This window comes from Solidesulfovibrio sp., from assembly GCF_029978005.1.
Classification (GTDB): Bacteria; Desulfobacterota; Desulfovibrionia; order Desulfovibrionales; family Desulfovibrionaceae; genus Solidesulfovibrio.
Window position 1 is genome coordinate 1 of the sequence record NZ_JARKOZ010000039.1, and the last position, 24578, is coordinate 24578.

Annotated in this window: 28 protein-coding genes, 1 tRNA gene, 1 other RNA gene and 1 pseudogene; 12 read left to right on the forward strand and 19 right to left on the reverse strand. The window is 61.1% G+C overall.

The annotated features are described in order from the left end of the window. From Q1K70_RS03890 to Q1K70_RS03905, 4 genes and pseudogenes are all read right to left on the reverse strand, one after another. Window positions 1-469: pseudogene (locus tag Q1K70_RS03890) on the reverse strand (autotransporter domain-containing esterase); the annotation flags it as partial. 591 nt (window positions 470-1060) lie between these two features. Then, entirely contained in the window at window positions 1061-1168 is a 108-nt protein-coding gene (locus Q1K70_RS03895) for an Arm DNA-binding domain-containing protein (protein ID WP_366521651.1), read from the reverse strand. 324 nt (window positions 1169-1492) lie between these two features. Next, window positions 1493-1849, reverse strand: a transfer-messenger RNA (tmRNA) gene (ssrA, locus tag Q1K70_RS03900). 315 nt (window positions 1850-2164) lie between these two features. Next, window positions 2165-2410 (reverse strand): hypothetical protein, encoded by a 246-nt coding sequence (locus Q1K70_RS03905; RefSeq protein ID WP_300156026.1) that lies wholly within the window; start codon window positions 2408-2410, stop codon window positions 2165-2167. A 450-nt stretch (window positions 2411-2860) separates the two neighbouring features. On the opposite strand from Q1K70_RS03905, the gene Q1K70_RS03910 reads away from it, so the two are divergent. Beyond that, complete coding sequence (locus Q1K70_RS03910; RefSeq protein WP_300156028.1) at window positions 2861-4903, forward strand: methyl-accepting chemotaxis protein; 2043 nt, start codon at window positions 2861-2863, stop codon at window positions 4901-4903. Between the two features lie 181 nt (window positions 4904-5084). On the opposite strand, the gene Q1K70_RS03915 is transcribed toward Q1K70_RS03910, so the two are convergent. Further along, complete coding sequence (locus Q1K70_RS03915) at window positions 5085-5564, reverse strand: cyclic nucleotide-binding domain-containing protein (protein WP_300156031.1); 480 nt, start codon at window positions 5562-5564, stop codon at window positions 5085-5087. 169 nt (window positions 5565-5733) lie between these two features. Here Q1K70_RS03915 and Q1K70_RS03920 point away from each other — a divergent pair, with 169 nt between their 5' ends. Continuing rightward, window positions 5734-6075, forward strand: a complete 342-nt coding sequence (locus tag Q1K70_RS03920; RefSeq protein WP_300156034.1) for a YciI family protein — start codon at window positions 5734-5736, stop codon at window positions 6073-6075. 28 nt (window positions 6076-6103) lie between these two features. On the opposite strand, the gene Q1K70_RS03925 is transcribed toward Q1K70_RS03920, so the two are convergent. The 5 genes from Q1K70_RS03925 to Q1K70_RS03945 form a co-directional block, all read right to left on the reverse strand. Then, on the reverse strand, window positions 6104-6733 hold the full coding sequence (locus tag Q1K70_RS03925) for a tetratricopeptide repeat protein (protein ID WP_300156037.1): 630 nt from the start codon (window positions 6731-6733) through the stop codon (window positions 6104-6106). Next, window positions 6733-7110 carry a PilZ domain-containing protein gene (locus tag Q1K70_RS03930; RefSeq protein WP_300156039.1) on the reverse strand — a complete coding sequence of 126 codons (378 nt, stop codon included), beginning with the start codon at window positions 7108-7110 and terminating at the stop codon, window positions 6733-6735. Before Q1K70_RS03930 ends, Q1K70_RS03925 begins: the two co-directional genes overlap by 1 nt. Before the next feature lie 141 nt (window positions 7111-7251). Then, entirely contained in the window at window positions 7252-7971 is a 720-nt protein-coding gene (locus Q1K70_RS03935) for a 16S rRNA (uracil(1498)-N(3))-methyltransferase (protein ID WP_300156042.1), read from the reverse strand. A gap of 77 nt (window positions 7972-8048) precedes the next feature. After that, the gene (gene gcvT, locus Q1K70_RS03940; RefSeq protein ID WP_300156044.1) at window positions 8049-9140 is read right to left on the reverse strand and encodes a glycine cleavage system aminomethyltransferase GcvT; all 1092 of its coding nucleotides are present in this window, start codon (window positions 9138-9140) and stop codon (window positions 8049-8051) included. Between the two features lie 96 nt (window positions 9141-9236). Then, on the reverse strand, window positions 9237-10994 hold the full coding sequence (locus Q1K70_RS03945; RefSeq protein ID WP_300156047.1) for a hypothetical protein: 1758 nt from the start codon (window positions 10992-10994) through the stop codon (window positions 9237-9239). A 356-nt stretch (window positions 10995-11350) separates the two neighbouring features. Here Q1K70_RS03945 and Q1K70_RS03950 point away from each other — a divergent pair, with 356 nt between their 5' ends. The 3 genes from Q1K70_RS03950 (at window position 11351) to Q1K70_RS03960 (ending at window position 14245) form a co-directional block, all read left to right on the forward strand. Beyond that, window positions 11351-12325 (forward strand): GAF domain-containing protein, encoded by a 975-nt coding sequence (locus Q1K70_RS03950; protein ID WP_300156050.1) that lies wholly within the window; start codon window positions 11351-11353, stop codon window positions 12323-12325. A 91-nt stretch (window positions 12326-12416) separates the two neighbouring features. Next, window positions 12417-13442, forward strand: a complete 1026-nt coding sequence (locus Q1K70_RS03955) for a rod shape-determining protein (RefSeq protein ID WP_300156051.1) — start codon at window positions 12417-12419, stop codon at window positions 13440-13442. 17 nt (window positions 13443-13459) lie between these two features. After that, the gene (locus Q1K70_RS03960) at window positions 13460-14245 is read left to right on the forward strand and encodes an inositol monophosphatase family protein (RefSeq protein ID WP_300156054.1); all 786 of its coding nucleotides are present in this window, start codon (window positions 13460-13462) and stop codon (window positions 14243-14245) included. 123 nt (window positions 14246-14368) lie between these two features. On the opposite strand, the gene Q1K70_RS03965 is transcribed toward Q1K70_RS03960, so the two are convergent. After that, window positions 14369-14905 carry an NUDIX domain-containing protein gene (locus Q1K70_RS03965; RefSeq protein WP_300156057.1) on the reverse strand — a complete coding sequence of 179 codons (537 nt, stop codon included), beginning with the start codon at window positions 14903-14905 and terminating at the stop codon, window positions 14369-14371. A 53-nt stretch (window positions 14906-14958) separates the two neighbouring features. On the opposite strand from Q1K70_RS03965, the gene rimI reads away from it, so the two are divergent. The 6 genes from rimI (at window position 14959) to Q1K70_RS03995 (ending at window position 18903) form a co-directional block, all read left to right on the forward strand. Beyond that, window positions 14959-15432 carry a ribosomal protein S18-alanine N-acetyltransferase gene (gene rimI / locus Q1K70_RS03970; protein ID WP_300156060.1) on the forward strand — a complete coding sequence of 158 codons (474 nt, stop codon included), beginning with the start codon at window positions 14959-14961 and terminating at the stop codon, window positions 15430-15432. 24 nt (window positions 15433-15456) lie between these two features. Continuing rightward, the gene (locus Q1K70_RS03975) at window positions 15457-16659 is read left to right on the forward strand and encodes a phosphoglycerate kinase (protein WP_300156063.1); all 1203 of its coding nucleotides are present in this window, start codon (window positions 15457-15459) and stop codon (window positions 16657-16659) included. Continuing rightward, window positions 16656-17414, forward strand: coding sequence for a triose-phosphate isomerase (gene tpiA / locus Q1K70_RS03980; RefSeq protein WP_300156068.1), 759 nt, complete (start codon window positions 16656-16658; stop codon window positions 17412-17414). The genes Q1K70_RS03975 and tpiA overlap by 4 nt, the downstream gene beginning before the upstream one ends. 42 nt (window positions 17415-17456) lie before the next feature. Next, complete coding sequence (secG, locus tag Q1K70_RS03985) at window positions 17457-17852, forward strand: preprotein translocase subunit SecG (protein ID WP_300156071.1); 396 nt, start codon at window positions 17457-17459, stop codon at window positions 17850-17852. Between the two features lie 9 nt (window positions 17853-17861). Continuing rightward, window positions 17862-17947, forward strand: a tRNA-Leu gene (locus Q1K70_RS03990). A gap of 290 nt (window positions 17948-18237) precedes the next feature. Continuing rightward, window positions 18238-18903, forward strand: coding sequence for an integrase arm-type DNA-binding domain-containing protein (locus tag Q1K70_RS03995; protein WP_366521652.1), 666 nt, complete (start codon window positions 18238-18240; stop codon window positions 18901-18903). A 100-nt stretch (window positions 18904-19003) separates the two neighbouring features. Here the strand turns inward: Q1K70_RS03995 and Q1K70_RS04000 are convergent, their stop codons facing one another. The 6 genes from Q1K70_RS04000 to Q1K70_RS04025 form a co-directional block, all read right to left on the reverse strand. Then, window positions 19004-19174: a hypothetical protein gene (locus Q1K70_RS04000; protein ID WP_300156074.1), complete on the reverse strand. Its 171-nt coding sequence runs from the start codon at window positions 19172-19174 to the stop codon at window positions 19004-19006. A 473-nt stretch (window positions 19175-19647) separates the two neighbouring features. Then, window positions 19648-19914 carry a nucleoside 2-deoxyribosyltransferase gene (locus tag Q1K70_RS22125; RefSeq protein WP_366521653.1) on the reverse strand — a complete coding sequence of 89 codons (267 nt, stop codon included), beginning with the start codon at window positions 19912-19914 and terminating at the stop codon, window positions 19648-19650. A 10-nt stretch (window positions 19915-19924) separates the two neighbouring features. Beyond that, entirely contained in the window at window positions 19925-20443 is a 519-nt protein-coding gene (locus tag Q1K70_RS04010) for a phospholipase D family protein (protein WP_300156078.1), read from the reverse strand. Window positions 20444-20451: 8 nt separating this feature from the next. Further along, complete coding sequence (locus Q1K70_RS04015; RefSeq protein WP_300156081.1) at window positions 20452-20733, reverse strand: hypothetical protein; 282 nt, start codon at window positions 20731-20733, stop codon at window positions 20452-20454. Window positions 20734-20746: 13 nt separating this feature from the next. Then, window positions 20747-20956 (reverse strand): hypothetical protein, encoded by a 210-nt coding sequence (locus Q1K70_RS04020; RefSeq protein WP_300156084.1) that lies wholly within the window; start codon window positions 20954-20956, stop codon window positions 20747-20749. 113 nt (window positions 20957-21069) lie between these two features. Then, window positions 21070-21495, reverse strand: coding sequence for an EamA family transporter (locus tag Q1K70_RS04025; protein WP_300156086.1), 426 nt, complete (start codon window positions 21493-21495; stop codon window positions 21070-21072). 442 nt (window positions 21496-21937) lie between these two features. Between Q1K70_RS04025 and Q1K70_RS04030 the strand changes: the two genes are divergently transcribed. Beyond that, on the forward strand, window positions 21938-22831 hold the full coding sequence (locus tag Q1K70_RS04030; RefSeq protein ID WP_300156089.1) for a LysR family transcriptional regulator ArgP: 894 nt from the start codon (window positions 21938-21940) through the stop codon (window positions 22829-22831). Here the strand turns inward: Q1K70_RS04030 and Q1K70_RS04035 are convergent. Further along, window positions 22782-23045, reverse strand: a complete 264-nt coding sequence (locus tag Q1K70_RS04035) for a hypothetical protein (RefSeq protein ID WP_300156092.1) — start codon at window positions 23043-23045, stop codon at window positions 22782-22784. The genes Q1K70_RS04030 and Q1K70_RS04035 overlap by 50 nt on opposite strands. Before the next feature lie 53 nt (window positions 23046-23098). Next, window positions 23099-24241, reverse strand: a complete 1143-nt coding sequence (locus tag Q1K70_RS04040) for a hypothetical protein (RefSeq protein ID WP_300156095.1) — start codon at window positions 24239-24241, stop codon at window positions 23099-23101. Window positions 24242-24578 lie beyond the last annotated feature (337 nt).

Here is a 24578-nt window from a genome sequence, read left to right on the forward strand (position 1 = left end):
CGTTGTTGCCGCTGTTGACCACATACAGGGCGTGGGCATTGGCGACGCCCCCGGTGGAGGCGAGGAGGTTGGCGATCTGCTGGGTGGTGGTGACATTCCCGGACAGTCCGCCAGGAGCGGCGGAACCGCCGGCAGTGGCGCTTAAAGGGGCCGTATAGGCGCTGCCGTTGGCGAAGTTGGTGCCGCCGGCGCTGACCGTCTCGGCGGAGAGGCCGAACCTTGCCGCCAAAAACGTACTGGTCATCACCCCCGGGCCGGCCCACCCGCCCTGGGCGCCGCCGGCGATGGCGGAGGCGACCATTGCGTCGGCTGACGCGTTTCCCGTCGACGCATAGCGAAAATAGCCGCTGTCCAGTGTGCTGTCGCCCAAGCCGACAAACTGATTGAACGCCCCTGTAGCGCCGGCCAAGCGCGGCGCAACGATGGCGAGCAAGGCGGCAAGAAATAAATGATGCAGCGTTTTTGACATGGGTGCTTCCCTGGATATCGATTTTTGACGTCCGTTTGGCGAGATGCAAATCGACTGGTCGCCAACTGTATTAATTGTCACACAAAAAATGTAAGTTATCAACCAGTAAAGTGTCCTTAGGTCGTGGCGCTAAAGTTCGCTCGGCGCGTTGGGCCTGATGTCGTCGTCACATACGTTCACGAAAAGCCCGCAGGCAGTCATAGCGACGGCCTGGACAAAGAAGAGACCTTGAGGCTTCTGCACTATGGACGTGAAGGTGAAAGACCAGTTCCAGCCGCAACGCGCGCATGGTCGCGAAAGAGCCCAGGTGCGTCTCAATGGCCCGCAGCAGGGATGCCACGTCCTTGGGGTCGGTGACGGAAGCGTGATGCTTTTCTTTGGACGGGGGAGGGCTCCGCGCAGGTCGCCGGATATGTCGCGGTCGGCATGGCCAGACGCGACGGCGTAGCGGAAGACTTGCCCGCAGTTCTGCAATGTCCGGTGCGCCGTCTCGATAGCTCCCCGGGGTTCGATGCGGCGAATGGTGGTCAGCAGTTCGGGGCCAGGATGTCGCGGACGGGGCGCGCGTCGATCCAGGGGAAGACGTCCATTTCAAAGCGGCGCATGGTCCTGGCGGCGTGGCCGGGCGTCCCTGAGAGATATATCCGGATAGGTGCCCAGGGAAATGAGGCGTTCCTTACCGGATATCCAGAAGCGCAGACGCCACCACTTGCCACCCTTGGGCTGATTTCAAGATGAAGTCCGCGTTCATCCTTGAGGCGGATAGTCTTCGGACCGGGCTTGGCGTTCCTTACGGGCGACGTCGGTCAAGGCCATACGGATATCCTCCGGAGGCAGGCACGGCCGGGGATTTCGTCAGATATCCGGTTTCCCAAGCGGTCACGTGTCGCCTATCCGGTTTGCTCTCCGGTCAAATTTGGATGTCAACGGACCTAAAAAGACGAAGCCGGACTATTTCTAGCCCGGCTTCATGCTGAAATCTTTGGTCTTTTGGATCGTATCGGACCGTGTTGGAAGTTGTTTTGGTGGAGGCGGGGGGAATCGAACCCCCGTCCGAGAATGCTCCACACCTAGCGTCTACAGGCTTAGACCGAAAAACAATCTCGCCTCGGGCAGGCCTTCCGGCCGGGCCGCCTCCGGCCAGTCCGACTGTAGTCTCGCGCGCGCCTCGCCGGACGGAGGTTTGCGCCAGCCTGATAAGGGTGGCGTCCCGGTTTGGCCTATCAGGCGTCAGCCAAGGGGACGCTGGCTGTCATTAAGCAGCCAGGGCGTAATCGTAATCGTTGGCAGTTAACCAGTTGCCGCGTGTTTTACGAGGCCTCGCGGCACCTCGGCCTGCAACCAGGGCTTCACTATCCCCGTCGAAACCAGGGCGCCCCCGTCGAAATTTCATAATAACGCATCCCGGCAGAAAGGCAAGGACGCGCTTTTGCTCCCTCGCCTGCGAAAGCCCGCTGGTCCGGCACGCCGGGAGTTCCGGGTCGGCAGCAGCTTTGGCCGCTGCACCCGTCCGGAAAGGCACGGGAAAGCGCCTCGTCGGCAATGCTCGAACAAGGCGTCTCCCTCGGGGACTCCTGCCTGGCGTCGCAAGCCCAAGGCCAGTGCCATATCCCCGTCATGGGCATGCTTTTTCGAGGACAAAGGAGGAACATACTTTTCTTGAAAAATACCGACGTATTTTCCAAGGGCGCAACGCTAGAACAGGCGCAGATGGCGCTGGTAGCCCCGCTCCAGCATGCAGGCGTCGGTGTCCTTGTCGGCCTGGCGCAGCGGACTGTCCGGAAAGGGCGGCGTGTTGACCGTAAGCGACGCCTTGGTGAAGCAGTCCGTATAGTCCTCTTCCATGACGGCCAGATCCTTGCCCGGACTGGAATAGGGAGGGCGGGTGCAGCCGCAGGCGACAGACGCGAGCAGCAGGGCCACAAAGGCGGTACGGCGCATGAGCGTTTCTCCTTGCAGAGGCCTGCCGCCGCCCGGACGACGGGCGTGGCCTGCGATTTCCCGGGGCGGCGTGGCGCGCCGCCGCATGGGCCTTGTGTATTCATAGCGTTTGCCGCGCCCTTCGGGAAGCATTTTTTGCCGGGCCGAGCCAAGCCACGGATCTGGCCGCCGGATTGGGTCGACGAGCATGGGAGCATTTTTCGTCCGATCTGGAGTGGGATTGTCTGGAGTAGTTACTTTTATCACAATAGAGACGCCTGGTGTTGCAACAGTATGGGAACTATTGTGATGCAATTCCCAAACCTGTGTGGTGGTGAATTATGATTTTGTTCTTGCAATGGTCACGCAAAAGAAATATGATTGTTCAATTCGACATCATTTTTTGTAAATCCTTGGTTTTGCATGGAACTGCAACGTCCTCGGGGTCTTGTCTGTCGCCTGGAGTACTATATGAATCGCATCAGCATAAAGTGGTTGCTTGTGGCGCTTTGTGTCGCCGGTGTCGTGGGCTCGACCTTGACCGTGTCGCTCTTGTATCTGCAGCAGTCGCGCATGGTGGGCTATCTGGAAACGGTGGCCACCGTGGACGGGCCGCTCCTGTTCCACCTGCAAAACGTCTACGCCCAGGGACTGCAGACGGAGCAGGCCGCGCGCAACGTGTTGCTCAACCCTTCGGACAAGAAGGCCCGCGACAACTACGCCAAGGCCGATGCGGAATTCCGTGAGGCCCTGGCCGAGGCCGGCAAGCTCGCCCGGGGGGACATCGGCCGGCAGCTCGCCTCCGTCGCCCCCAAATGGGAGGCCAGCCACGATCTCAAACTCAAGATCATGGCCCTGGCCACGACCGGGGACATGGCCAAGGCCGTGGCCATGCTCAACGACGAGGAAACGCCCTTGTGGCGCGACATCAAGAAGACGGCCCTGTCCTTGATCGACCAGCAGCAGGAGGCGTCCAAGGCCAACCTGGCCGCCATCGAGGCCGGAGGTGCGGCCGGCTTTAGGATGTTCCTCATCCTGGCCGTAGGCTCCGTCGTGCTCCTCGTGGCGCTCATCGCCGTGATCGTGCGCGGGGTGGCCCAGGGCGCCGACGCCATAGTCGCCTATGCCGACAAGATCGGCGGCGGCGACTTCGCCTCCCGGCCCGCTTCCGGCCTGCCCAAGGAATTCGCCCACATGGCGCAGTCGCTGCGCAGCATGGTCCGCCACCTCGAGACGTCCCTGGGCTACTACCAGGGCATCGTGGGCGGCATGGCCACGCCCTACGTGGTGGTGGACGAAAAGGAGGTCCTGCGCCTGACCAACGACAGCCTCATGGCGCTCCTGGAGCAGTCGGGGCGGCCCGAAGACCATTACGGCCAAAACGTCGCCGGCTTTTTCTACGGGGACCCCGGCCGCAAGACCGTGCTGGGCACGGCCATGCAGGAGGGACGGGCCATCCGCAAGGAAGTGGAGCTCGTTTCCCGCAAGGGCAGCCGACGCAGCGTCCTCATCGACGCCACGCCGCTCTACAACGCCATCAACGGCAAACTCATGGGTTCGCTTTGCGTCTATTCCGACTACACCGAACTGCGTCGCCGCGAAGCCATGATGCTCGAGCAGACCGAGCGCATGCGCGCCACGGCCCAGGAAGCCAACGCCATCGCGGACAGCCTGGCCCGGGAGATCGAGGACCTCACCCGGCGCGTGGATTCCGTGGAGCAAGGGGCCACCGAGCAGAAGGACCGCATCGGCGAGACGGCCTCGGCCATGGACGCCATGAGCGAAGCCGTGACCGAAGTGGCCCGCAACGCCGCCGGCGCCGACGTCCTGGCCAAGGCCGCCCGGGACAAGGCCGAGACCGGGGCCGACATGGTCACCGCCGTGGTCGAGGCCATCCGCGACGCCAATCGCCTGGCCGGCGAACTGCGGCGCGACATGGGCGAGCTCGGCGGGCAGGCCGAGGGTATCGGCAGGATCATGGGCGTGATCGCCGACATCGCCGACCAGACCAACCTGCTGGCCTTAAACGCCGCCATCGAGGCGGCCCGGGCCGGCGATGCCGGGCGCGGCTTCGCCGTGGTGGCCGACGAAGTGCGAAAGCTCGCCGAAAAGACCATGACCGCCACCAAGGACGTGGCCGGGTTCATCACGACCATGCAGCAAAGCGCCCGCAAGAACATCGACAAGACCGACGAAACCACCAGGGCCATCGAGCTCGGCACGAAAAAGGCCAACGAGTCCGGCGAGATGCTCCACGAGATAGTGGGCATCGTGGCCCGCACCTCCGACCAGATACGCTCCATGGCCACGGCGGCCGAACAGCAGGCCGCCACCACCGAGCAGATGCGCCGGGCCATGGAGGAGATCAACCGCATCGCCATGGACACGCTGCAGGCCATGGCCGCCTCGGCCAGGGCCGTGGGGGCCCTGGGCGGTCAGGCCAGGGGATTGGAAAGCGTGGTGGCCGGGCTCAAGTCCGAGTCCGTCGACGGCCGGCCGGCCATCGCCGCCTGAGGCAAGGGGCTTCTCGCGAAGGGCCGGGCCGCGCCATGACCGGAGCGGCCCGGCCCTTCCTGTGCGCTTGCGGGCGACGTCCAAACGCGAGGCTCGTGCGGCGTCCCTTGAAGAGTACGTCGGGATTTTTCAAGAAAAAGTATTTATATCAAAAAGCTGCGTCCTTTTCGAGGACGCGACGCTAGGCGAGCAGGCCGACGAAACGGCCCGACACCTGGCGCAGACGGCGGCTTAAGACCCGGCCGATGTAGAAGAGCACCCGTATGGCCAGGTCGGGGCGGACCTCGGCCAGGGCGTCGAAGTCCTCACGGGTCATGACCAGCAGGCGCACGTCGGTCTTGGCCACCACCGTGGCCGAGCGCGGGTCGTCGTCGAAAAAGGCGATCTCGCCGATGACCGCGTCGCGCGCCAGGTCGATGATGTGACGCTCGGGCGCGCCGGCGTCCTCTTTCTGGATGGTCGCCACGCCGGATTCGATGAACGCCAGGGAATTCGCCCGCCTGCCTTCCTGGATGACGACGGTGCCGGCCGGGAAGGAGGATTCCCGCAGGTAGCCGGCCAGGACGTCCGTGTCCTCCCGGCTGAAGGCCGCGCCGAACCTGAGGCCGTAAAGGAGCGCCGCCACGGCGGCGCGCTGCGCTTGGGTCTGCTCCTGTGCCACGTGGTTTCTCCTTGGGCGGGCGTTTGCGAAAGCTCCCGTCGTCCGACGCGAACTCCCGCAACCGCTCTACCCAAGCTTGGGGAAATTGGAAAGCCGTGGCCGGAGGGCCGGGGCCGGACTTGACGCCGCCGCCCGGGCGGCGCATCAGTCGGCCAAAACGAGGTGACCCATGTTCCTGGTGCTGCTGACGTACGCGAAGGGGCTCGACGTGGTGGACGGACTGCTCGCGGAGCACGCCCGCTTCCTGGACGAGCATTACGCTTCCGGGGCGTTTCTGCTGTCCGGCCGCCGCGCGCCGCGCACGGGCGGCGTCATCCTGGCCCAGGCCGAAAGCCGCGACGCCCTCATGGAAATCCTCTCCCGCGACCCGTTTAGCCGCGAGGGCGCAGCCCGCTACGAAGTGGTGGAGTTCGTGCCGAGCAAGGCCGCTCCCGAGCTGGCCGGGCTGCTCGCCGGGCGCTCGTGTCGCGTCCTCGAAAAAGCATGCGTTTTTTCGAAGATAATGGAGTGAAATTACTATTTTCTAAGGGAAGCGGCCGCTAGTCCAGCGGCGTCTTGGCGGAAGGATCCAGGCGCTTGACCTGCAGGAAGTCCTCCCGGGCCTTTTCCGGCTCGCCCAGGGCCTCGTAGACCTTGCCCCGGTTGAGGAAGACGTCCGGGTCCTCGGCGTCCACGGCGATGGCCAGGGCGAAGTTGGCCAGGGCGCTTTGCAGGTTGCCCTTCTTGAACCAGGCCGCACCCCGGTTGTTGAGGGCCTTGGCGTTGGCCACGTCGATCTCGAGCGTTTTCGAATAGTCGTCGATGGCCTGGTCGTACTGGCGCAGGGCGAAGTGGGCGTTGCCGCGGTTGTAGGCCGCGGCGGCGTCGCCGGGCTGCTTTTCCAGGGCCGTGGTGTAGTCGTCGATGGCTTCCGGCAGGTCGCCCAGGGCCACGCGGGCCTGCGCCCTGGCCGCATAGAAGAGCGCGGCCTTTTCCTCGGGCAGCTCGTTGGAGTCGATGGCTTCGGTGAGCAGGGTGGCGGCCTTGGCGGCGTCGCCGTCGGTCAAGGCGGTCAGGCCGGCCTTGGCCTGGTCGATGCCGCCGGCGGGCGCGGCCTGGGCGGCTCCCAGGACGATGCCGGCGGCGGCCAGGGCCAGGCCGAGCAGGCGGGGAAGACGGCTGTCGCGCATCAGTCGTTCTTCTCCTCGCGCTCGGGCTCGAAGGCCGGCACCTGCAGCTCGTCGTCGATCTTGTCGGCGTCCTGGGCCGAGTAACGCACCATGTTGCGCAAGTGGAAGAAAGCGGTTTCGTCCATGCTCTCGAAATCGACGGCCGTGCCTTCGCTGGTCGAGCGCACGACCATGCCCTTGAGACGCACCTTGATGTCCTTGGAAAGCGTGAAGACCACGGTGCACTCCCGGTCTTCGGCCAAACGCGGCTCGGGGTCGAAAAGCGCCCCCTTCATGCTGATGTTCTGCGTGCTGACCGGGATCTTCTCCCCGTCGATGTAGACATAGGCGTCGAAATGGGCGCAGACGCGGCTGCGCCGGCGTTTATCCTCTCCCATGCGGTTCCTCGCTGCCGGTCGAAAGGCTGCGCCGGCGGGGTTTCGCCCGGGCGCGCAGCCCGGCATGTCACCTTATAACGGGTTATCGTGTGATGATAAAGCCTCAAGGGCAAAGTGGGCAAGGCCGGGGCTCCGGCCGGTTCAGCCGGCCAGGCGAAGCGCCAGCACGGCCAGACCGGCGGTTTCCCAGCGCAGGACGCGCTCGCCGAGGCTTGCCGGCACGAAGCCGGCGTCGATGAAAAGGGCGGCTTCCGCCTCGGTCAGCCCCCCCTCGGGGCCAAGGACGAAAAGGGCCGAGCCCGGGGCGGCCACGTCGGCCACGCAGAGCCGCCTGCCGCTGTCGGCGTCCTCCCAGAGGAGGTAGCGGCGGCAGGCGCGGTCGCGCCAGGCGGCGGCGAGCCCGGCCGCGCCGCCGGCGACCACGTCGAGTGCCGGGAGCTTGGCCGCGCCGCACTGCTTGGCCGCGGCCACGAGCGTGGCGGTCCAGGCTTCCTTGGACGCGTCCGGCATGCGGCCCTGGCTGCGTGCGGCCTGCCAGAAGACGATGCCCGCCGCGCCGAGCTCCACGGCCTTTTCCAGAAAGAAATCGCGCCGGGCCGAGCGGGAAAACCCGGCGGCCAGCCAGACCGCGTTCGTTTCGGGCGGGGTTTCGCGAAGCGATACGGGCGTCAGGACGACCCTTTCCCGGGCCACTTCGGAGACGACGAACTCGCCTTCCCGCCCCGCGCCGTCGAAGACCCGGACCCGGTCCCCCACCGCCTTTCGCAGCACGCGCGCGCAATGATGCGCCTCGCTCCCGGTCAGGGCGTAAGGCGGCGCGAAGGCGTCGCCGGGGAGATAGAATGCGTCGAGGCGGCCCATTCGCCCCTACCGGGAGGTCCGGGGGGGATGCTCCCCCCCGGCCGCCGGAGACATTTTCCCTTTCTCTTGCCTCGTCCTCACGCGCCCACGCTCTTGCGGGCCGTGCCGGCCTTGTAGAAGGGCAGGGCGCGCTTGACCGCCGGCAGTTCCGTGCGCGCGGCCTGGATGCGGAATTCCTTGGCCTCGGCCGCGGCGGCGTCCACGTAGGCGAGCGCCACGGCGTGCCCGAGGCTCGGGCCGAAGGAGGCGCTGGTCACCACGCCGACCTTGACGCCGTTTCTGTCCAGCACGGCGTCGCCGTGGCGGGCGCTGCGCCGGCCGGGAATTTCCAGGGAGACGAGCTTGTCGCGGATCGCCCCGGCCCCGGCCTTGCCCACGTATTCGGCCGGGGAGGCCAGCAGCCAGCCGTAGCCGGCCTCGGCCGGGGTGTGTTCCTCGTCGAGGTCCTGGCCGTAGAGCGGATAGCCCATCTCCAGGCGCAGGGTGTCGCGGGCCCCGAGCCCGGCCGGGGCCACGCGCGGGTCGGCCACGAGCGCCTCCCACAGCTCCACGGCCTTGGTCGCGGGCAGGAAGAGCTCGTAGCCGAGCTCGCCGGTGTAGCCCGTGCGGCTGACCATGAGCTTTTCGCCGGCGAAGTCGACGAAGGAGAAGTTGAAGTACTTGAGCCCCGAGAAGTCGCCGGGAAGGCGCGCGGCCAGCACGTCGTAGGCAAGGGGGCCCTGCAGGTCGATCTTGGCCGTTTCGGCCGAGGCGTCGACGAAGGACAGGCCCTGCCGGGGCAGTCGGGCCTTCACCGTCTCGAAGTCCACGGCGATGCGCGCGCCGTTGACCACCAGCATGTAGGAGTCCGGCGCCAGGCAATAGATGATGAGGTCGTCCACCACGCCGCCGGCCTCGTTGAGCAGGAAGCCGTAGCGGCACTTGCCCGGGGCCAGGGTGTCGAGGTCGTGGGTGACGGCCGTGCCGAGCGCCGCGGCCGCGCCCGGGCCGGACAGGTAGAATTCCCCCATGTGGCAGATGTCGAAGACGGCGGCCTTTTTGCGGGTCTGCTCGTGCTCGGCCAGGATGGAGGCGTACTGGACCGGCATGTCGAAGCCGGCGAAGGGGACCATCTTGGCCCCGTGGCTTCTGTTCCAGTCCGAGAGAGGGGTCTTGACGAGTGCTTCCACGATTGCTCCGCCTTTTTCTTTGGGTGTGCGCGCCGGGCGCGTCTGAGATGTCCGCCGTGCCGTCGCCCGATGGGTGGGGCGGCCGGCCGGGTCGCGTCAGTTCTGGGCCACCATGGGGACGACGATGCCCTTGTCCTTTTTGGCCTTGCGGATGGAGCGGAATTCGTCGAGCAGGGCCACGAGGCGGCCGTAGGTCTTCTTCACCGACAGGCCGTAGGGCGAGAGTTCGGTGTCTTTTTTGCGGATGTAGTTCCGCAGCAGGTAGCCGTCGTTTAAAATCATGTCGCCAAGGGACAGGACGCGCTCGACGAGGGTGTCGAAGTAGTTGACGATCTCGAACTTGAGGTCGTTGAGAATCTCGGTGAAAAGCGAGAGCATGCGCAGATAGCTCAGGTTCTCGCCCTTGTAGTTGCGGTCCTGGAGGTCTTCCAGCATCTTCACCTTGCGGGCCTGCTGGATGTAGTTGTACTTGCTCCAGACTTCCTGGTGCAGGTCGCGCATGGTGCTGAAGTCGTCGTAGTTGTCGGCGCTCAGGAGATAGTTGTCGAGCACCTTGACGACGTTGGAATAGAACTCGTCGGAGTAGCCGATGATGCGGCGCTGGTGCTTGGACAGCCAGGCGTAGAGGAACTTGAGCTTTTTTTCGTGGGTGTCGGTGTTCTCCACGATCTCGTTGCGCTTGTAGACGATGCGGCCGTTGTATTCGCCGCGCACGATGTCGTTTAAGCGCAAAAACAGGCTGTAGGTGTCCTTGACCAGGTTCAGCCGGTAGTAGGTCTTGCCGGTGATCGGGTGGATGACTTCCTGGCTGGCCACGGACAGGGCGCGGTCCTGGCGGACGTTGTTGGGGTCGTACTTGTGCTGGCGGTAGACCACCCGGGTGATGACCACCCGGCGGTCGGGATCGACGAAATAGCCGCCCTCGTCCAGGGCGCGGATGGCCTCGGTCTGGGTCTTGTCCACGGCCACCAGGGCGATCTTCTCCACGCGCGGATAGAACCGGGCCTCGGGATGGGAGTAGAGCGAGGTGATGGCCCGGTCGGTCTGGCCGAGCACCCGCACCATGAACTTTTCGCCCATGCGAAAGAGCCGCCGGGCGAACAGCGCCGAGGAGGTGCGGCGTTCGGACACGATGGGGAAGCCGTAAAGCTCCATGAGGAACTGGTACACGAAGCTGCGGTGGCGCTCGTAGCGCCGATCGTCGCCCACCACGAACTTCTTGATGTTGAGGCCGAAGCGCTTGAGCTCCGTGTCCAGGTAGGACGGGAAGGAGCAGTAGACCCCGGACAGGTAGAAGTCGCTCTGGCTGTCGAGGGACATGACGTGGGCCCGGTCCATGTCCAGGACCGTGGGCAGAAGGGCGGCGTAGTTCTCCAGGCTCGTGACGTCGGTGTCGGCGAACTCCTTGCGGAAACGGTCCTGGGCGGTCTTGGGCAGCCGGGCGCAGAAGGCCCGGGTGTTCTGGCCGAAAATGGAGCTCTCCAGCGGACACTGGTCCCGGTAGGTCTCGTCGGCGTAGTCGAGCAGGCTGTGCAGGATGTCGTACTGGAAAATTTCCTGGAAATAGCGCAGCGGCCGGGCCACGGCGACCATGGAGAAGCCCGGCAGCTCCTTGTATTCGAAGGCGTCGGCCTCGAAGGAGGGCAGAAGCTCGCGAAAGTCCACCACTGGGTAGTTGGCGTGTTCGGCGTAGGGCCGCAGCAGACATTCCCTGATGTGGACCCAGTCGAGGAAGCGCTTGAGATCCGGCAGCGACTGGACGCGCAGGGTCGCGCCTTCCTTCTGGCGGTGCTCGCCCGAGAGGAAAGGCGCTTCGTCAACCTGGCTGAAGGCTTGGGTCCAGTCGAAGGCCATGGCGTCGTCCAAAGTGCTGGGTTGCGCCCCCGGGCGGCCGGGCCGGACCGGGGAAAAAAATCACATATCCCAAAGCGGATTTTTTATAAAGGGGCTGTCAAAAGGCGGCAAGGACGCGCCTTGCCGCCGTCCGTGCGCCGCTGCGGCCGGCTCCGGCCGACGCCGGCCCGCTCAGGCCCCTCGGGTTTGACGCGAAGGGAAGGGCTCCGTATATTGCCCCACACGCAACAGCCGGGCCTGGACTCGGCGCGACGGGGAGGGGCGATGGCGCGCAACCGGAAAGAAGGGCCCACGGCGGCCGTGTCCCGCCAAACGGCCACGCCGCGGCTCCCCGTCGAAGGCCGCCCGACCCAGCCATGACCGACCCCTCGTTCTACGACCAGTTGCTCGCCATCGTCGGCAACGTCTTCGACGCCTATTCCGCCGTGCTGTTCCTGCCCGGCCCGGACGGCGACGTCTGCCGCACGGCCGCCGCCTTCAGCCTGGGCGACGCCCTGGACCGCGACGTGGCCATCGTCCCGGGCATGGGCCTCGTGGGCTGGATCATCCGCGAATCCAAACCCCTTCTCATCAGTAATTTCGACCAGCGCCGGGGCGTGCTCGGCTACTACCGGGGCGGCGAGGAGGAGCGCATCCGCGCCTTCATGGGCCACCCCGTGCCCGAGACCGGCGGGGCGCTGTGCCTGGACAGCCGCAAGACCTACACCTTCGGCGACAAGGATCTCAAGATCCTGTCCCAATTCGCCGCCCTGGCCGGCTCCCACCTGGCCCGGGCCAGGGAGGTGGAGACGAGCCTGTACGAACACCGCTTCTACCAGTGCCTGCGCCTGATCGCCACCCTGCACAAAAGCCGGCCCAAGTGGGAGGCCTTCCGGGACGGGCTGCTGGAGCTCCTGGCCGCCACCACGGGCTACCGCTACTGCCTGCTGGCCGTGCGCGACGAATCCGGCCGGTCCTACTATCTGGAAGGGGCCAACGAGAACCCGTTCCAGGGCGGCCGCGAGGCGGATCTGCGCTTTTCCGTGGGCCAGGGCCTGGTGGGCTGGGTGTTCAAGAACCAGACCCCGGTCTATTCCGGGGAGAAGGACGATGCCGGGGCCACGGGCCTGCCCCTTTTCGGCCTGGACATGCCGGCCGCCGACTGCAAAAGCGTGGTCTGCCTGCCCATCCGTTTTTCGAAAAAAACCCGGGGCGTGCTGACCCTGGCCGACCCCAGGCCCCTGCCCGTCACCGAGGAACTCAAGGTTTTCACATCCATGGTAGCGGAAAACCTGGCCCTTTTTTTGGAAAACCTGCACCTGCGCACCCGTCTCGCAAAGCCTTCGGCATAGACTTTTCGGCCCGCGCCATCTACCATGCCGCCATCGTGGCGACGTGGGGCTTTTTGTTCCCGGCATCCCGAACTTCAATGCGAGCGTGGGCATGTTCTTCAGCAAATTCTTCCGGTTCCTCGGGAAAGACCTGGCCATGGACCTGGGCACGGCCAACACCCTGCTCTATACACCGACCGACGGCATCGTGCTCAACGAGCCTTCCGTTGTCGCCATCGACACCCGCAGCGGCGAACTCATCGCCGTGGGCAGCGAGGCCAAGGAATTCCTGGGCCGCACGCCGGAACGCATCCGGGCCATCCGTCCCATGAAGGACGGCGTCATCGCCGACTTCGAGGTGACCCGGGCCATGATCGCCTTCTTCATCCGCAAGGTCCTGGCCGGCTTCCGCTTCGCCAAGCCCAAGATCGTCATCTGCGTGCCCACGGGCATCACGCAAGTGGAAAAGCGGGCCGTGGTCGAGTCCGCCCAGATGGCCGGCGCGCGCGACGTGAAGCTCGTGGAGGAGCCCATGGCCGCGGCCATCGGCGCGGGCCTGCCCATCGATCGGCCGTCGGGCAACATGGTCGTGGACATCGGCGGCGGCACGACCGAGGTGGCCGTGGTGTCGCTCTCGGCCATCGCCTACGCCGAGTCCGTGCGCGTGGCCGGCGACGAGCTCAACGAAACCATCCAGCGCTACGTGCAGGACGAGTTCCAGATCCTCATCGGCGAAAACATGTCCGAGGAGATCAAGATCAAGATCGGCTCGGCCATGCCCCTGCCCGAACCCCTGTCCATGGACGTGGCCGGCAAGTCCCTCATCGACGGCACGCCGACCACGGTCACCATCACCGATTCCCACGTGCGCGAGGCCATCCGCGAGCCGGTCAACATCATCGTGGGCGCGGTCATGAAGGCCCTGGAAAAGACCCCGCCGGAGCTGGTGGCGGACATCGCCCGAAACGGCCTGCTCCTGGCCGGCGGCGGCGCGCTGCTCAAGGGGCTCGACGCCCGCATCAGCCAGGAGTCCAACCTGTCGGTGCTGCTCGACGACGCGCCGCTGACCACGGTCGTGCGCGGCACGGGCCGGGCCATGGAAGACCGTCTGCGTTTTCGCGACGTCTTCATCAATTGAATAAGGACAGGCGTGACATGGCCATCGACATCGCCTCGGCCCTTTCGGGGGCTCTTTGCGCCGTGCGGGCGGCCGGGGAACGCATCCGCGCCGATTTCGCCGCTCCGCACGACGTGCGCCGCAAGGGCCGCATCGACCTGGTCACGGCCACGGATCTGGCCGTGGAGGCCATGCTCAAGGAGTCCCTGGCCGCGGTCGTGCCCGGGGCCGGCTTCCTGGCCGAGGAAACGGCGGCGGCCACCGCCCTGGCCGGCCTCACCTGGATCATCGATCCGGTGGACGGCACCACCAATTTCGCCCACGGCTTTCCGTTCGTGTGCACCTCCGTGGCCCTCTACGACGGCCTGGAGCCGCTGCTCGGCATCGTCCACGCGCCGCTGCTCGGCCAGTGCTTCGCGGCCGGCCGGGGGCTCGGCGCGCGCTTAAACGGCCAACCCATGGCCGTCTCCACGGTGGACGACCCCGTGGACGCTCTGGTCGCCACCGGCTTTCCCTACGCCATCCGCGAGCATCTCGACGAGATCACCACCGACCTGCGGGCCATGCTGGCCGCGACCCAGGGCATCCGCCGGCCGGGCTCGGCCGCCCTGGACCTGGCCTACGTGGCGGCCGGGCGCTTGGACGCTTTTTACGAACTGGCGCTCAATCCCTGGGACGTGGCCGCCGGCGCGCTCCTCGTGACCGAGGCCGGGGGCAGGGTGGGCAGCTACCGGCCGGCCGGCCCCTACCGGCTCGGGGATTTCCGCATCCTGGCCAGCAACGGCCGGCTGCACGGGGCCATGGAAGGGCTGCTGGCGGAGTGACGGCGTGTCCCCTGGCCGGGCCTTCGGATCGGGCAGGGAGGCCAGGGCATGACTTGGCGCAACGATACGGGAGTCCCGAGGGCGGCAGCCCGCTGGACTCCGGAGGCTTTCTCCCCTGCCGGCCTACCCCGCGCGCGGAAACAGGCTTTTGCGCTCGAAGAAGCGCACCACGGCCGGGGTGAGTTGGTCGCGGTAGTCGCGCACCAGGGCGGCCAGTTCCGCCGCGTCCACGAACATGCCGCCCGAGACCTCCTCGGGGTTGGGGCGCGGCGCGGCGGCCAGGCGGCCGGCGGAAAAGAGCGTCACGAACTCGTAGGCCGTGTCCTGGCCGGCCGGCACGGCGTCGAGGCAGGTCAGGGAAGGGGCGCGAAGGCCAAGCTCCTCCATGAGCTCCCTGGCCGCTGCGTCCTGGCGGGCCTCGCCGGCCCGGACGTGGCCCGTGGCCGACAGGTCGAAGCGGCCCGGGTACAGGCTTTTCCTGGCGGACCGTTTCTGGAGGTAGAGCTTGCCCCGGCCGTCGAACACGAGGACCATGACCGAGCGGTGGTAGAGCCCCTGCCGGTGGGCCTCGGCCAGGGGCAGGACGCAAAGCGGCCGGTCGGCTGCGTCCACGATGTCCACCATTTCCGGCGGCGGGCCGACGATGCGTTTTTTCGCCATGAAGACTTCCCCCGGCCATTGGGCCGCAACCCGTATGCCACAAGCCGCGTGCCATGAACATCCCGCCCTCGGCCGCCCCCGTGCGGCTCGGCCCTGAAAGCGCCCAGGCCCTGGCCGACCTGGAGGCGCGCTGCTTTCCCGATTCCTGGGACGCCGCCGCCTTCGCCGCCGCCTTCGACCGCGCGCCGTTCGCCGCCTACGGCGTCGCGGACGGGGAGGGGGGACTGGCCGCCTACGCCACGTTCCATTTTCTCGGCGACGAGTTCGAGGTGATAAGCATCGCCGTGGACCCGGCCCTTCGCGGCCGGGGGCTGGGCGGCCGGCTCTTCGGCCACGTCTTGCAACAAGTGGATAAAATGGGCATGACCCGGGGGTACTTGGAAGTTCGCGCGGGCAACGCCCCAGCCAAGAGGCTCTACCTGCGCCACGGATTCGCCGCCGTCGGCGTGCGCAGGCGCTACTACCCGGACAACGGGGAGGACGCCCTGGTCATGGTCCGCGAATCGACGGGGACGGGTTCCCCGTAAGCTCAAAACACCCAAGGAGATCGCATGGCTCTTATCCGTATCGACGAGGTGGACGTCAAAGGCAAAAAGCTCCTGATCCGGGTGGACTACAACGTGCCGCTCAAGGGGGACGTCATCACCGACGACCTGCGTATCCGGGCGAGCCTGCCGACCATCGAGTACGCCCTGTCCCAGGGCTGTCCCATGATCCTGTGCTCGCACCTCGGCAAGGCCAAGGGCGAGCCCGATCCCAAGTATTCCCTGGCCCCGGCGGCCAAGCGGCTGTCGGAGCTCCTGGGGCGCGAGGTCAAGATGGCCCCGGACTGCCTGGGCGAGTCCACCAAGGCCATGGCCGCCGCGCTCACGCCCGGCGAGATCCTCCTGCTCGAGAACCTGCGCTTCCACCCCGGCGAGACCGCCGGCGACATGGATTTCGCCAAGGAAGTCATGTCCATGGCCGAGGTCTACGTCAACGACGCCTTCGGCACGGCCCACCGGCCCCATGCCTCCATGGTGGCCTTCGCCAAGGTGGCCAAAAAATGCTGCGCCGGTTTCCTGCTCATGAAGGAATGGAAGTTCCTGGGCGAGGCCGTGGAGTCGCCGGCCCGGCCGTTCGTGGCCGTTTCCGGCGGGGCCAAGGTGTCCTCCAAGCTCGGGGTGCTCAACAACCTTCTGGCCAAGGTCGACGCCATGGTCATCGGCGGGGCCATGGCCAACACCTTCCTGGCCGCCCAGGGCTACAAGGTCGGCAAGTCCCTCATCGAGCCGGACCTGTTTGACGCCGCCCGGGGCATCCTCAAGGAGGCGAAGGAACGGGGCGTGGGCTTCTACCTGCCCGTGGACTGCGTCATTTCCCTGGACGCCGGCAAGCCCATCGCCGAGATGCGGCCCGCCGGCCAGGTGCCGTTTATGGCCGTTCCCGACGAGGCCGTGATCCTCGACATCGGGCCGGTGACTGCCGGGCTTTACGCCCTGGTCATCGAGCCGGCCAAGACCGTGGTCTGGAACGGCCCCATGGGCGCGTTCGAGAACCCGGCCTTCGCCCAGGGCTCCTACACGGTGGGCCACATCGTGGCCGGGGTGCGGGGGCTCAGCATCGTCGGCGGCGGCGACACCGACGTGGTGGTGCACCAGGCGGGGTTGGCCGACAAGATGTCGTTCATCTCCACGGGCGGCGGCGCGTCTCTGGAATTTCTGGAAGGCAAGGAGCTGCCGGCCTTCGCCGCGCTCAAGGAGTGTCAGTCATGAAAAAGCTGATGGCCGCCAACTGGAAGATGTACAAGCTGGCCGGCGAGGCCGGGGACACGGCCGCCGGCCTGCGGGCCAAACTCGACGGCAGGCTGCCGGCCGACCGCGAGGTGCTGGTGATCCCGCCCTTCACGGCCCTCGGCACGACGCGCCAGGCCCTGGCCGGCGCGGCCGGGTTCTCCCTGGGGGCGCAGAACTTCTATCCGTCCAGGCAGGGGGCGTTCACCGGCGAGATCGCGCCGGACATGCTCCTGGACGCCGGCTGCCGCTACGCCCTGACCGGCCATTCCGAGCGCCGCCACATCCTCGGCGAGGACGACGCCCTGGTCGGGAAGAAGACGGCCTTCGGCCTGGCGGCCGGCCTGGCGGTCATCCTGTGCGTGGGCGAGAAAGTGGAGGAGCGCAAGGCCGGCCAAGTGGAGGCGGTGCTGACGCGCCAACTCGCCGCCGGCCTGGCCGACGTGCCGGCGGACGTATCCCCCGACGCCCTGGCCGTGGCTTACGAGCCGGTCTGGGCCATCGGCACGGGTTTGACGGCCGGCCCCAGGGAGGTCGAGGAGGCCCACGCCCTGATGCGGGCCTGGCTCGTCGCGCGTTTCGGGGCGCAAACCGGCGCGGCCGTGCGCATTCTCTACGGCGGCAGCGTGAAGCCGGGGAACGCCGGGGAGCTTTTGGGGATTGACAATGTGGACGGTGTGCTGGTAGGTGGCGCGAGCCTTGAGGCTGAAAGCTTCTCGGCCATTGTGACGGCTTGATGAACCCGCGGCCATGTCCGTGAAAATAACGGGAAAATTCAGTTGACAACGCTCATAATTACTGTACATGTACTCGCCTGCGTCGCTGTGATCATCCTGGTTCTGCTCCAGTCGGGCAAGGAAGGGATGGGCGTCATCTTCGGCGGCGGCAGCCAGTCGGTGTTCGGCAGCACGGGAGCCGGCGGACTGCTGGTCAAGCTGACGGCGCTTTTCGGGGCGATCTTTCTTATCACGTCGCTCGTGTACAACGTGTACTCGGGCTCGCACAAGCGCTCGGCCAAGTCGGTGATGATCGACGCGAGCGGCGCTCCCATCGCGCCGCCGGCCGGGGTGGTGGCGCCTGAGGCGGTCAAGGACGCGGAACCCAAGAAGGGAGTGACCTTCGAGGATGTTCCGCCGCTGGCGCCCAAGGCGCCGGGGACCGCTCCCGCGAACTAGACGATATTTGCCGAAGTGGTGGAACTGGTAGACACGCCATCTTGAGGGGGTGGTGGGCCATGCCCGTGGGGGTTCGAGTCCCCCCTTCGGCACCAAATCATAGTCCAGGGAGGTCCGATAAGGACCGGAACAACCTGGAAAGATTAGCGAAATCGGGCTAGAGATAGTCCGGTTTCGTTTTTTTACGTCCGTTGACATCCGGTATTTGACCGGATAGCAAACCGGATAGGCAAGGAAGTGGCGGTCAGGGAGGCCGGATATCTGACGGCGAACGCCCGCCACGCCTACATCCGGAGGTTATCCGCATGGCCTTGACCGATGTCGCCGTAGGAACGCCAAGCCTGGTCCCAAAACCATCCGCCTCAAGGATGAGCGCGGCCTTCATCTGGAAATTAGCCCCAAGGGCGGCAAGTGGTGGCGGCTGCGCTACTGGATATCCGGTCGGGAGCGGCTCATTTCTTTGGGCACCTATCCGGATATCTCCCTCAAGGATGCCCGGGAGCGCCGCGACGAAGCCCGCAAGCTCATCGCAAACGGCATAGACCCAGGCAAAGCACGGCAGGATGAAAAGGCTGCTGCCGAGGCGCAGGCTGCCGAAGACGCGAATACCTTCGAAGTCGTGGCCCGAGATTGGCACGCCAAGCAGGTAAAGGCCTGGAGCGAAGGGCACGCCGCCAAGGTCTTGGCCCGGATGGAGCAGCACCTTTTCCCCGCCTTTGGTCATCTCCCCATCACAACCCTTCGCGCCCCGGCGATCCTTCCCACACTTCGGGAGATCGAAGCGAAAGGGCATAATGAGACGGCCAGCCTGACGGATCTGTGGAAAGCGGCTGGAGGCACACAGGGGAAGTCGTCGAAATATTGGCGAGAGCTCGAGTCAACACAGGAGTTTGTGAAGACTCTTTCGAAAAAAGAAAGGGTCGGGAAATCCGACCTTTTCAAAGCGGTCATGGGGCGCACGGGAGGCACCTACGCGCATTGGCAAATCGCCCTGGCTACGCCAAGTGGCTGTCTCTATCTGGATGAACGGACTGGAATCGTTCAAAGGTAGCGAATCGCTACTTTTGTATTGGCACACGCAAGCGACTGGAATTGTTCAAAGACGTTCAGAAGACGGTTTTGGAAATGGCGTCAACCATGCCGACAGGGCATCACCACTTCGTCTTATCGAATAGGCCGCGCTTGGAAAGTTCCTGGGACTTGTATTTGTCGAAGTCGAAACGACCTGGGACGGTCGCGCCATCATTGCTATTGGCAGCTACTGCGAAGATGGCCACCATAGCGATGAGGACCACGGCAAGGCCGATAAAAATCCATTCCATGATCCTCAATAACAGGGGCCAGGGCACAAGTCATTAAGCAAGATTGCTGAGGCTCGTAGCGCCCTCACACTGCGGCCAAGCGGCTTGGCCTGGCAACGTCCATGGGCAGGGTTTCGTCGTTTCTGTGGACGGATATGGCATGTGGGCAGGCCGGGTCAGGGTGTGCTTTGAAAACACGGCTTTCATCGGGCTCAAATCTGAGCCGGTCGGCACGGACCTCGACGCCCGCAATTCTGCGTTGGTTGCCCGGCAGGGTGGGGACGCCGCAATTCTGCGGAGTCAGACACCGGAATAACGCCATAACGCCCATCCTGCCGACCAAGACGGCTATTCGACCAGGGTCGTCAGCAGCTCGCCAGCGGATCGGTAGATGGCCTGACACGAGCATTCGATCATGGCGTTGGCCAGGGATGTCGGGGTGTCACCAGCTTGGCGGAAGTCGGTACGAAGGCCGATTATTGGGAGGCCCCGGGCTAGGCGTAGCCAATCTCCCAGGCCGTGCCGTCGTCCACCTGTGTGCCGTCCAGCAACGCGACAACGTGTGTGGCGGCGTGAATCGCATCGCGGCAGCCCTCGAAAATGTACTGCTTGGCCCTGGGACCGAGCATGGCAAGATGGTCTGCCTCGAATAAGTCGCCTGGCCAAGTCACGGTTGTATCGGGAATCTGACGCAGGCGGTCACGGAGGGTTGAGAGGTAGGTCTGGTCTGCGTGGCTAAAGAGAGGGCCGGCGAGGTAGATGCGCTAAGGTTCAGTATTCCTCCGAGTGCTGCCGGTGCTGCTCCCAATTCTCCATGTAGAGCTTAGCCAGGCCAGCGTCCCGGATGATCAGCAGGTTCTCGCCGTTCTTCTCTTGTGCCGCCTTCGTGAAATTGAAGCTCCCCGTCACAACCGTCTGCCCATCGATTACCATCACCTTGTTGTGGGCAATGGCATGGGCTGCATCGATATAGACCGGGACGCCCTCGTTTCTCAGGAAAGTTGCTCCAGTGTATGTCTCCTTCCGCTGGCTCTTGTCCAAAATCACCTCGACCTTCACCCCGCGCCGGGCCGCATCCACCAGAGCCTTAGCGATGGGGGCGCTCGTGAAGCTGTAGGCCTGGACGTAGACAGCTCTCCCGAACTTGCCCGATGGCGTCAACGATGGCCTGCTGTGCGCCACCTTTGGGGCTGAAATAGACACTGACCGGGGTTCCTTCAGGGTCAGGTCGAAGGCATAGGCCCCTGAACAGACAAGAAGCAGACAGAACGTGATTACAAGCTTTCTCACTATTCCGTCTAGAATTTATATGTGCCAGCGTTGGGCATCACACCACCACCAACTCCATCCTTGTTATTCCCCAAAGTCTGATCCAACATAGGTTTGAGGCCCCCGAGCCCCTTATCTTCATCTCCCGGCTTGTTACTGCTGTAGTTGAGACGTGGAGAAGATTTATACTCCGACTTTTTTGACTGTTGAGCATTGCCATTGTTTTGGCTGGTGCCGCTTGGTAAGTCTTCGGCAAACGAGATGCTCGCCAAGAGAAGGGAACAGGTAACAACCAACACAAAACTCCGCATACAACCTCCTGTCCTATACCATGCCAGCCAAGGCGAGAACGGGAGCAAGCTCGTAGCCCGCCCCGCTTGCTCGGCTTGTCTGCTTTTGCTTGGCTATGACCTTGTCTTTGATCTTGTCGTAGGTCGCGCCTGGGATAATTTTTCGGGACACAAGCTGGTCCTTCTTGGCATAGGGACGTCCTTCAATGATCTTTTTAGAGTAAGCGTCACCGATGCCGGGCAACGACTTAAGCTGATCTTCCGTCGCAGAGTTTGGTCAATAAGTTCGGCCTTGGCGGCAGAGGCTTCGACTTTCACCGGTGTGGCTGCGTTCGGAATGACGTAGCACATCTGAAATCACTTTCTCACTAAAATCAACCCGACAACACAAAATATAATTCCGACGAAGTTTATTTTTGAAAAACTTTCTTTATATATCAACAAGCCTACCGGAATAAGAAATATCGCTACTGAAATATTTGACAAAACAGAAGCAATACTAATATCCCACCCCGATCTATAAGCCAATAAAAATCCAACCTCGAGACCTACTATTGCAAAACCTAATGCAATACTTGGCCAAAGTGAATACTTCAAGTGCTCTGATATAGAAAAATTTGAATTACAAAACGGGAGTAGGACAAGAGAAAAGACGATTGCCGTTATATAAGTTACTATCAACGAGACGAATGGATTGAATTGTTGCGGTATAGATTTTTGAAAAATATGATAAAGTACATTTGATAGAACCACTATTACAATTGATATATAATATGACCCCATAGGACCTCCGTCATACGAGTAGATTAAAATTTCAAAATTTTGAACAAATACTCAAAAGTACTAAAAGAATAATGTGCACAAACTTCAATACCACAATGTATAATCGGCATAGACTTAAACAGCTATTAATGAAAGAGCTTTTATTTTATTATCTGCACCCCATGCAAGCGACGAGAGAAAACTATTGAATTTGTTAACTCTTCGCGTTACAGTCGAGGCCAGCGGCATTTTGTCATATTGTTAACTATATGCCCGACATATAAAACTTCGTTTAGCTCTTCAATGTACATTGTTTTTGTAAAATATCAGTGCAATTTGCCCAGAGCAGTCACCGACTTTCATCATTCTGCCAGAACAACATTCTTTTGCGTCACTGTAGCCAGTGGCCGGAAAAGTTGTCATAAGTAAAATTTATAACATTTTTACTACATAAGGATGGCTTATGATCGATGTCAATATGCTAGAAGCCCTGGGCTCAGTCCTTGAACATGGTGGTTTTGAAAAAGCGGCGAAGTCTTTGTTTATTTCACAATCTGCAGTTTCACAGCGAATCAAACAGCTAGAAGAAAGCATTGGGCAAGTTCTAATTGTGCGCTCATCTCCCCCAAAGGCAACTCCTGCTGGAAAACAGCTGCTAAAATACTACAAACAAGTCAAATACCTTGAAGAAGATGTATTGTCCCGATTGGGTTTTGGTTCCAAAGAAAGATATTCAATTCTGGCAATCGGAGTAAATGCCGACAGTCTTTCTACTTGGCTTTTTGATATTGTTAATGAATTCTTTAAAATTAACAATGTATTATTTAATTTGATCGTTGATGATCAAGAAGAAACTCATAAGTTACTTAAGGACGGCGACGTTGTGGGATGCATAAGTGCAAGCAATGTCATTGTCCAAGGCTGTTCCTGTGATTACCTTGGCGCTATGCAATATAAATTTGCTGCCAACCCCACATTTTGCAAAAAATGGTTTGACAACGGTATTAATTATATCAGTGCAACAGATGCCCCAATTGTCAACTTCAATACGAAAGACACCATTCACCACCAATTGTTTAAAAATATTTTTCAAAAAGTTCCTAGTGAATTCAATTCACATTACGTTCCATCCCCAGAACAACTATTACGCGCAGTAGCAAGTGGATTGGGGTATGGAGCAGTACCCAGCATTCAAGCTGAAAGCTATTTTCGAGCCGGTGAACTCATAGATCTTTTCCCCGGGATATATGTTGATATTAATCTTTACTGGCATTATTGGAATATTGATCTCCGATTTTTAAAAAAATTCACAAAATCCCTAACTGAGCAGTCAAAGCTCGTTTTAAAACCTTATTAGCGGTGCTGCTTTCTGCGTCATGAAAAGACCTCACCGCACCCAAAGCTTCTATAATAGCAGAGCATAACGTTTCAAGAGACTCCTCATGTATCCCAAGACAACCCTTGCTCCCGTTGTCATTTTCAAATTGTAATAAAATCATTTTCATTTCTGGAGAAATACGTGGCTGTAAGAATCTCACTACAAAAGGAATTACTGAATCGAACTTGTCCATGCAACCTCCTATTCGCCTGTTATACATTCAGTACAACCACACAGCCACATGATCTACCTTAGGTAACTTGACAATAATTTATCCGCGATGATTTCTGCCACTCTGGCAGGCAGCGACGAAGCAATGTTTAGCGATTGCTCGTTGTATTTTTCCATTTCATATGTCTTTGCACATTCACATTCCAAGCTTAACATTTCGTCAATGCTTTTGCTTACATTAAAAGAGTTTATTGCTTTATATAAATCCCCATTACATCGATAACAATTGCTTACATAAAGCTGAGGCGTTGGATAGAATTCAAAGCCTCCTATGCGCAACTCAAAGCCCAAGTCTTCAATGTTTTCTTTAATCTCTTCAATTATATCTTTCAGTATCCATCCACTTGGAATACGATAGATCCCCTGTGAGTAAAAATAATCAACTAAAGTCCACTTTTGGATGCTGGTCGGCTCAAGAGAAACAACATCTGTTAGGTTGCGCAATTTTCTTAGACTCTCGACAACATCCGATATTGATTCTTTTATTGTTAGGAATAATGGCTTCACTGTAATGTATGTCAGCATTTTTATTTTGTATTTTTTAACCAATTCAGCCGCTTTTGTGTAGTCGTTAAAGGAAAACCCTTTATTTATGCAAAGGTCACGCACAACTTCTGAGACAGATTCTAACCCCATGCCAATCTCTGCGGATGTAGATTTCAATAACTCGGCCATAACTTGCAATACATTTTCAGTGATAAACTCAGGTCTACTTTCAATTATAACATGCTTTATATGGTTGTTCGATTCAACTATTTTTAATATTTCTGCTAAGTCATGGTCACACATCTCTTCCCGACTTAATATTGATCCAGCATTATAAATACATACAATTGGAAATTCTTTAAAATCATATTTTATATATTCACTTATGAACTGCTGAAGATGCGATCCTTCAGGCATGAGACCGCTTTTTGTTGTCCCATGATAATGGCCACACATGGAACATCCCCCATAATCTAACTTACACCATGAACATCCAACTCCACGTAAATAAAAAATGATACGCTTAACTTGTTTACCATCCAAGTATCCGGTGCTTATAGATGAATTTGCAACGGATGTTAATTTATAATTCTTCGGTGCATAGGGAGAATAGTTTTTAAGCTTTTGGATCATATGAGTCAGTACGCGCTGACTATTCGTTTCTGCATTCATATTCCATCCTTTTGCTATCATGTAGGCAGCGATAACCAACAGCCATCGTATAAATTCATGCACATAAAAAGTATAATTAATACTTTTTATGATGTATCAGTAAATTTCATTTAAATTTGCTTGAGCTGCTCGAATAATTCTAGGAAAAATAAGCGGTTAAGCGCTCCCCCAAAGACCCTATTCTCTCGTGCCGGGCCATGAAATTTCATGAGGACTTTCAAACGAAAGGGCGAAATCGGCCCAACAGCGAGTTGGCGCTGAAGGAAAGTACCGCAAGGAGGCGGGTAGGCTGCTCGAGGACGGGCGCGGGGCCTGGTAGGTTAGCGACTTGTCTGTC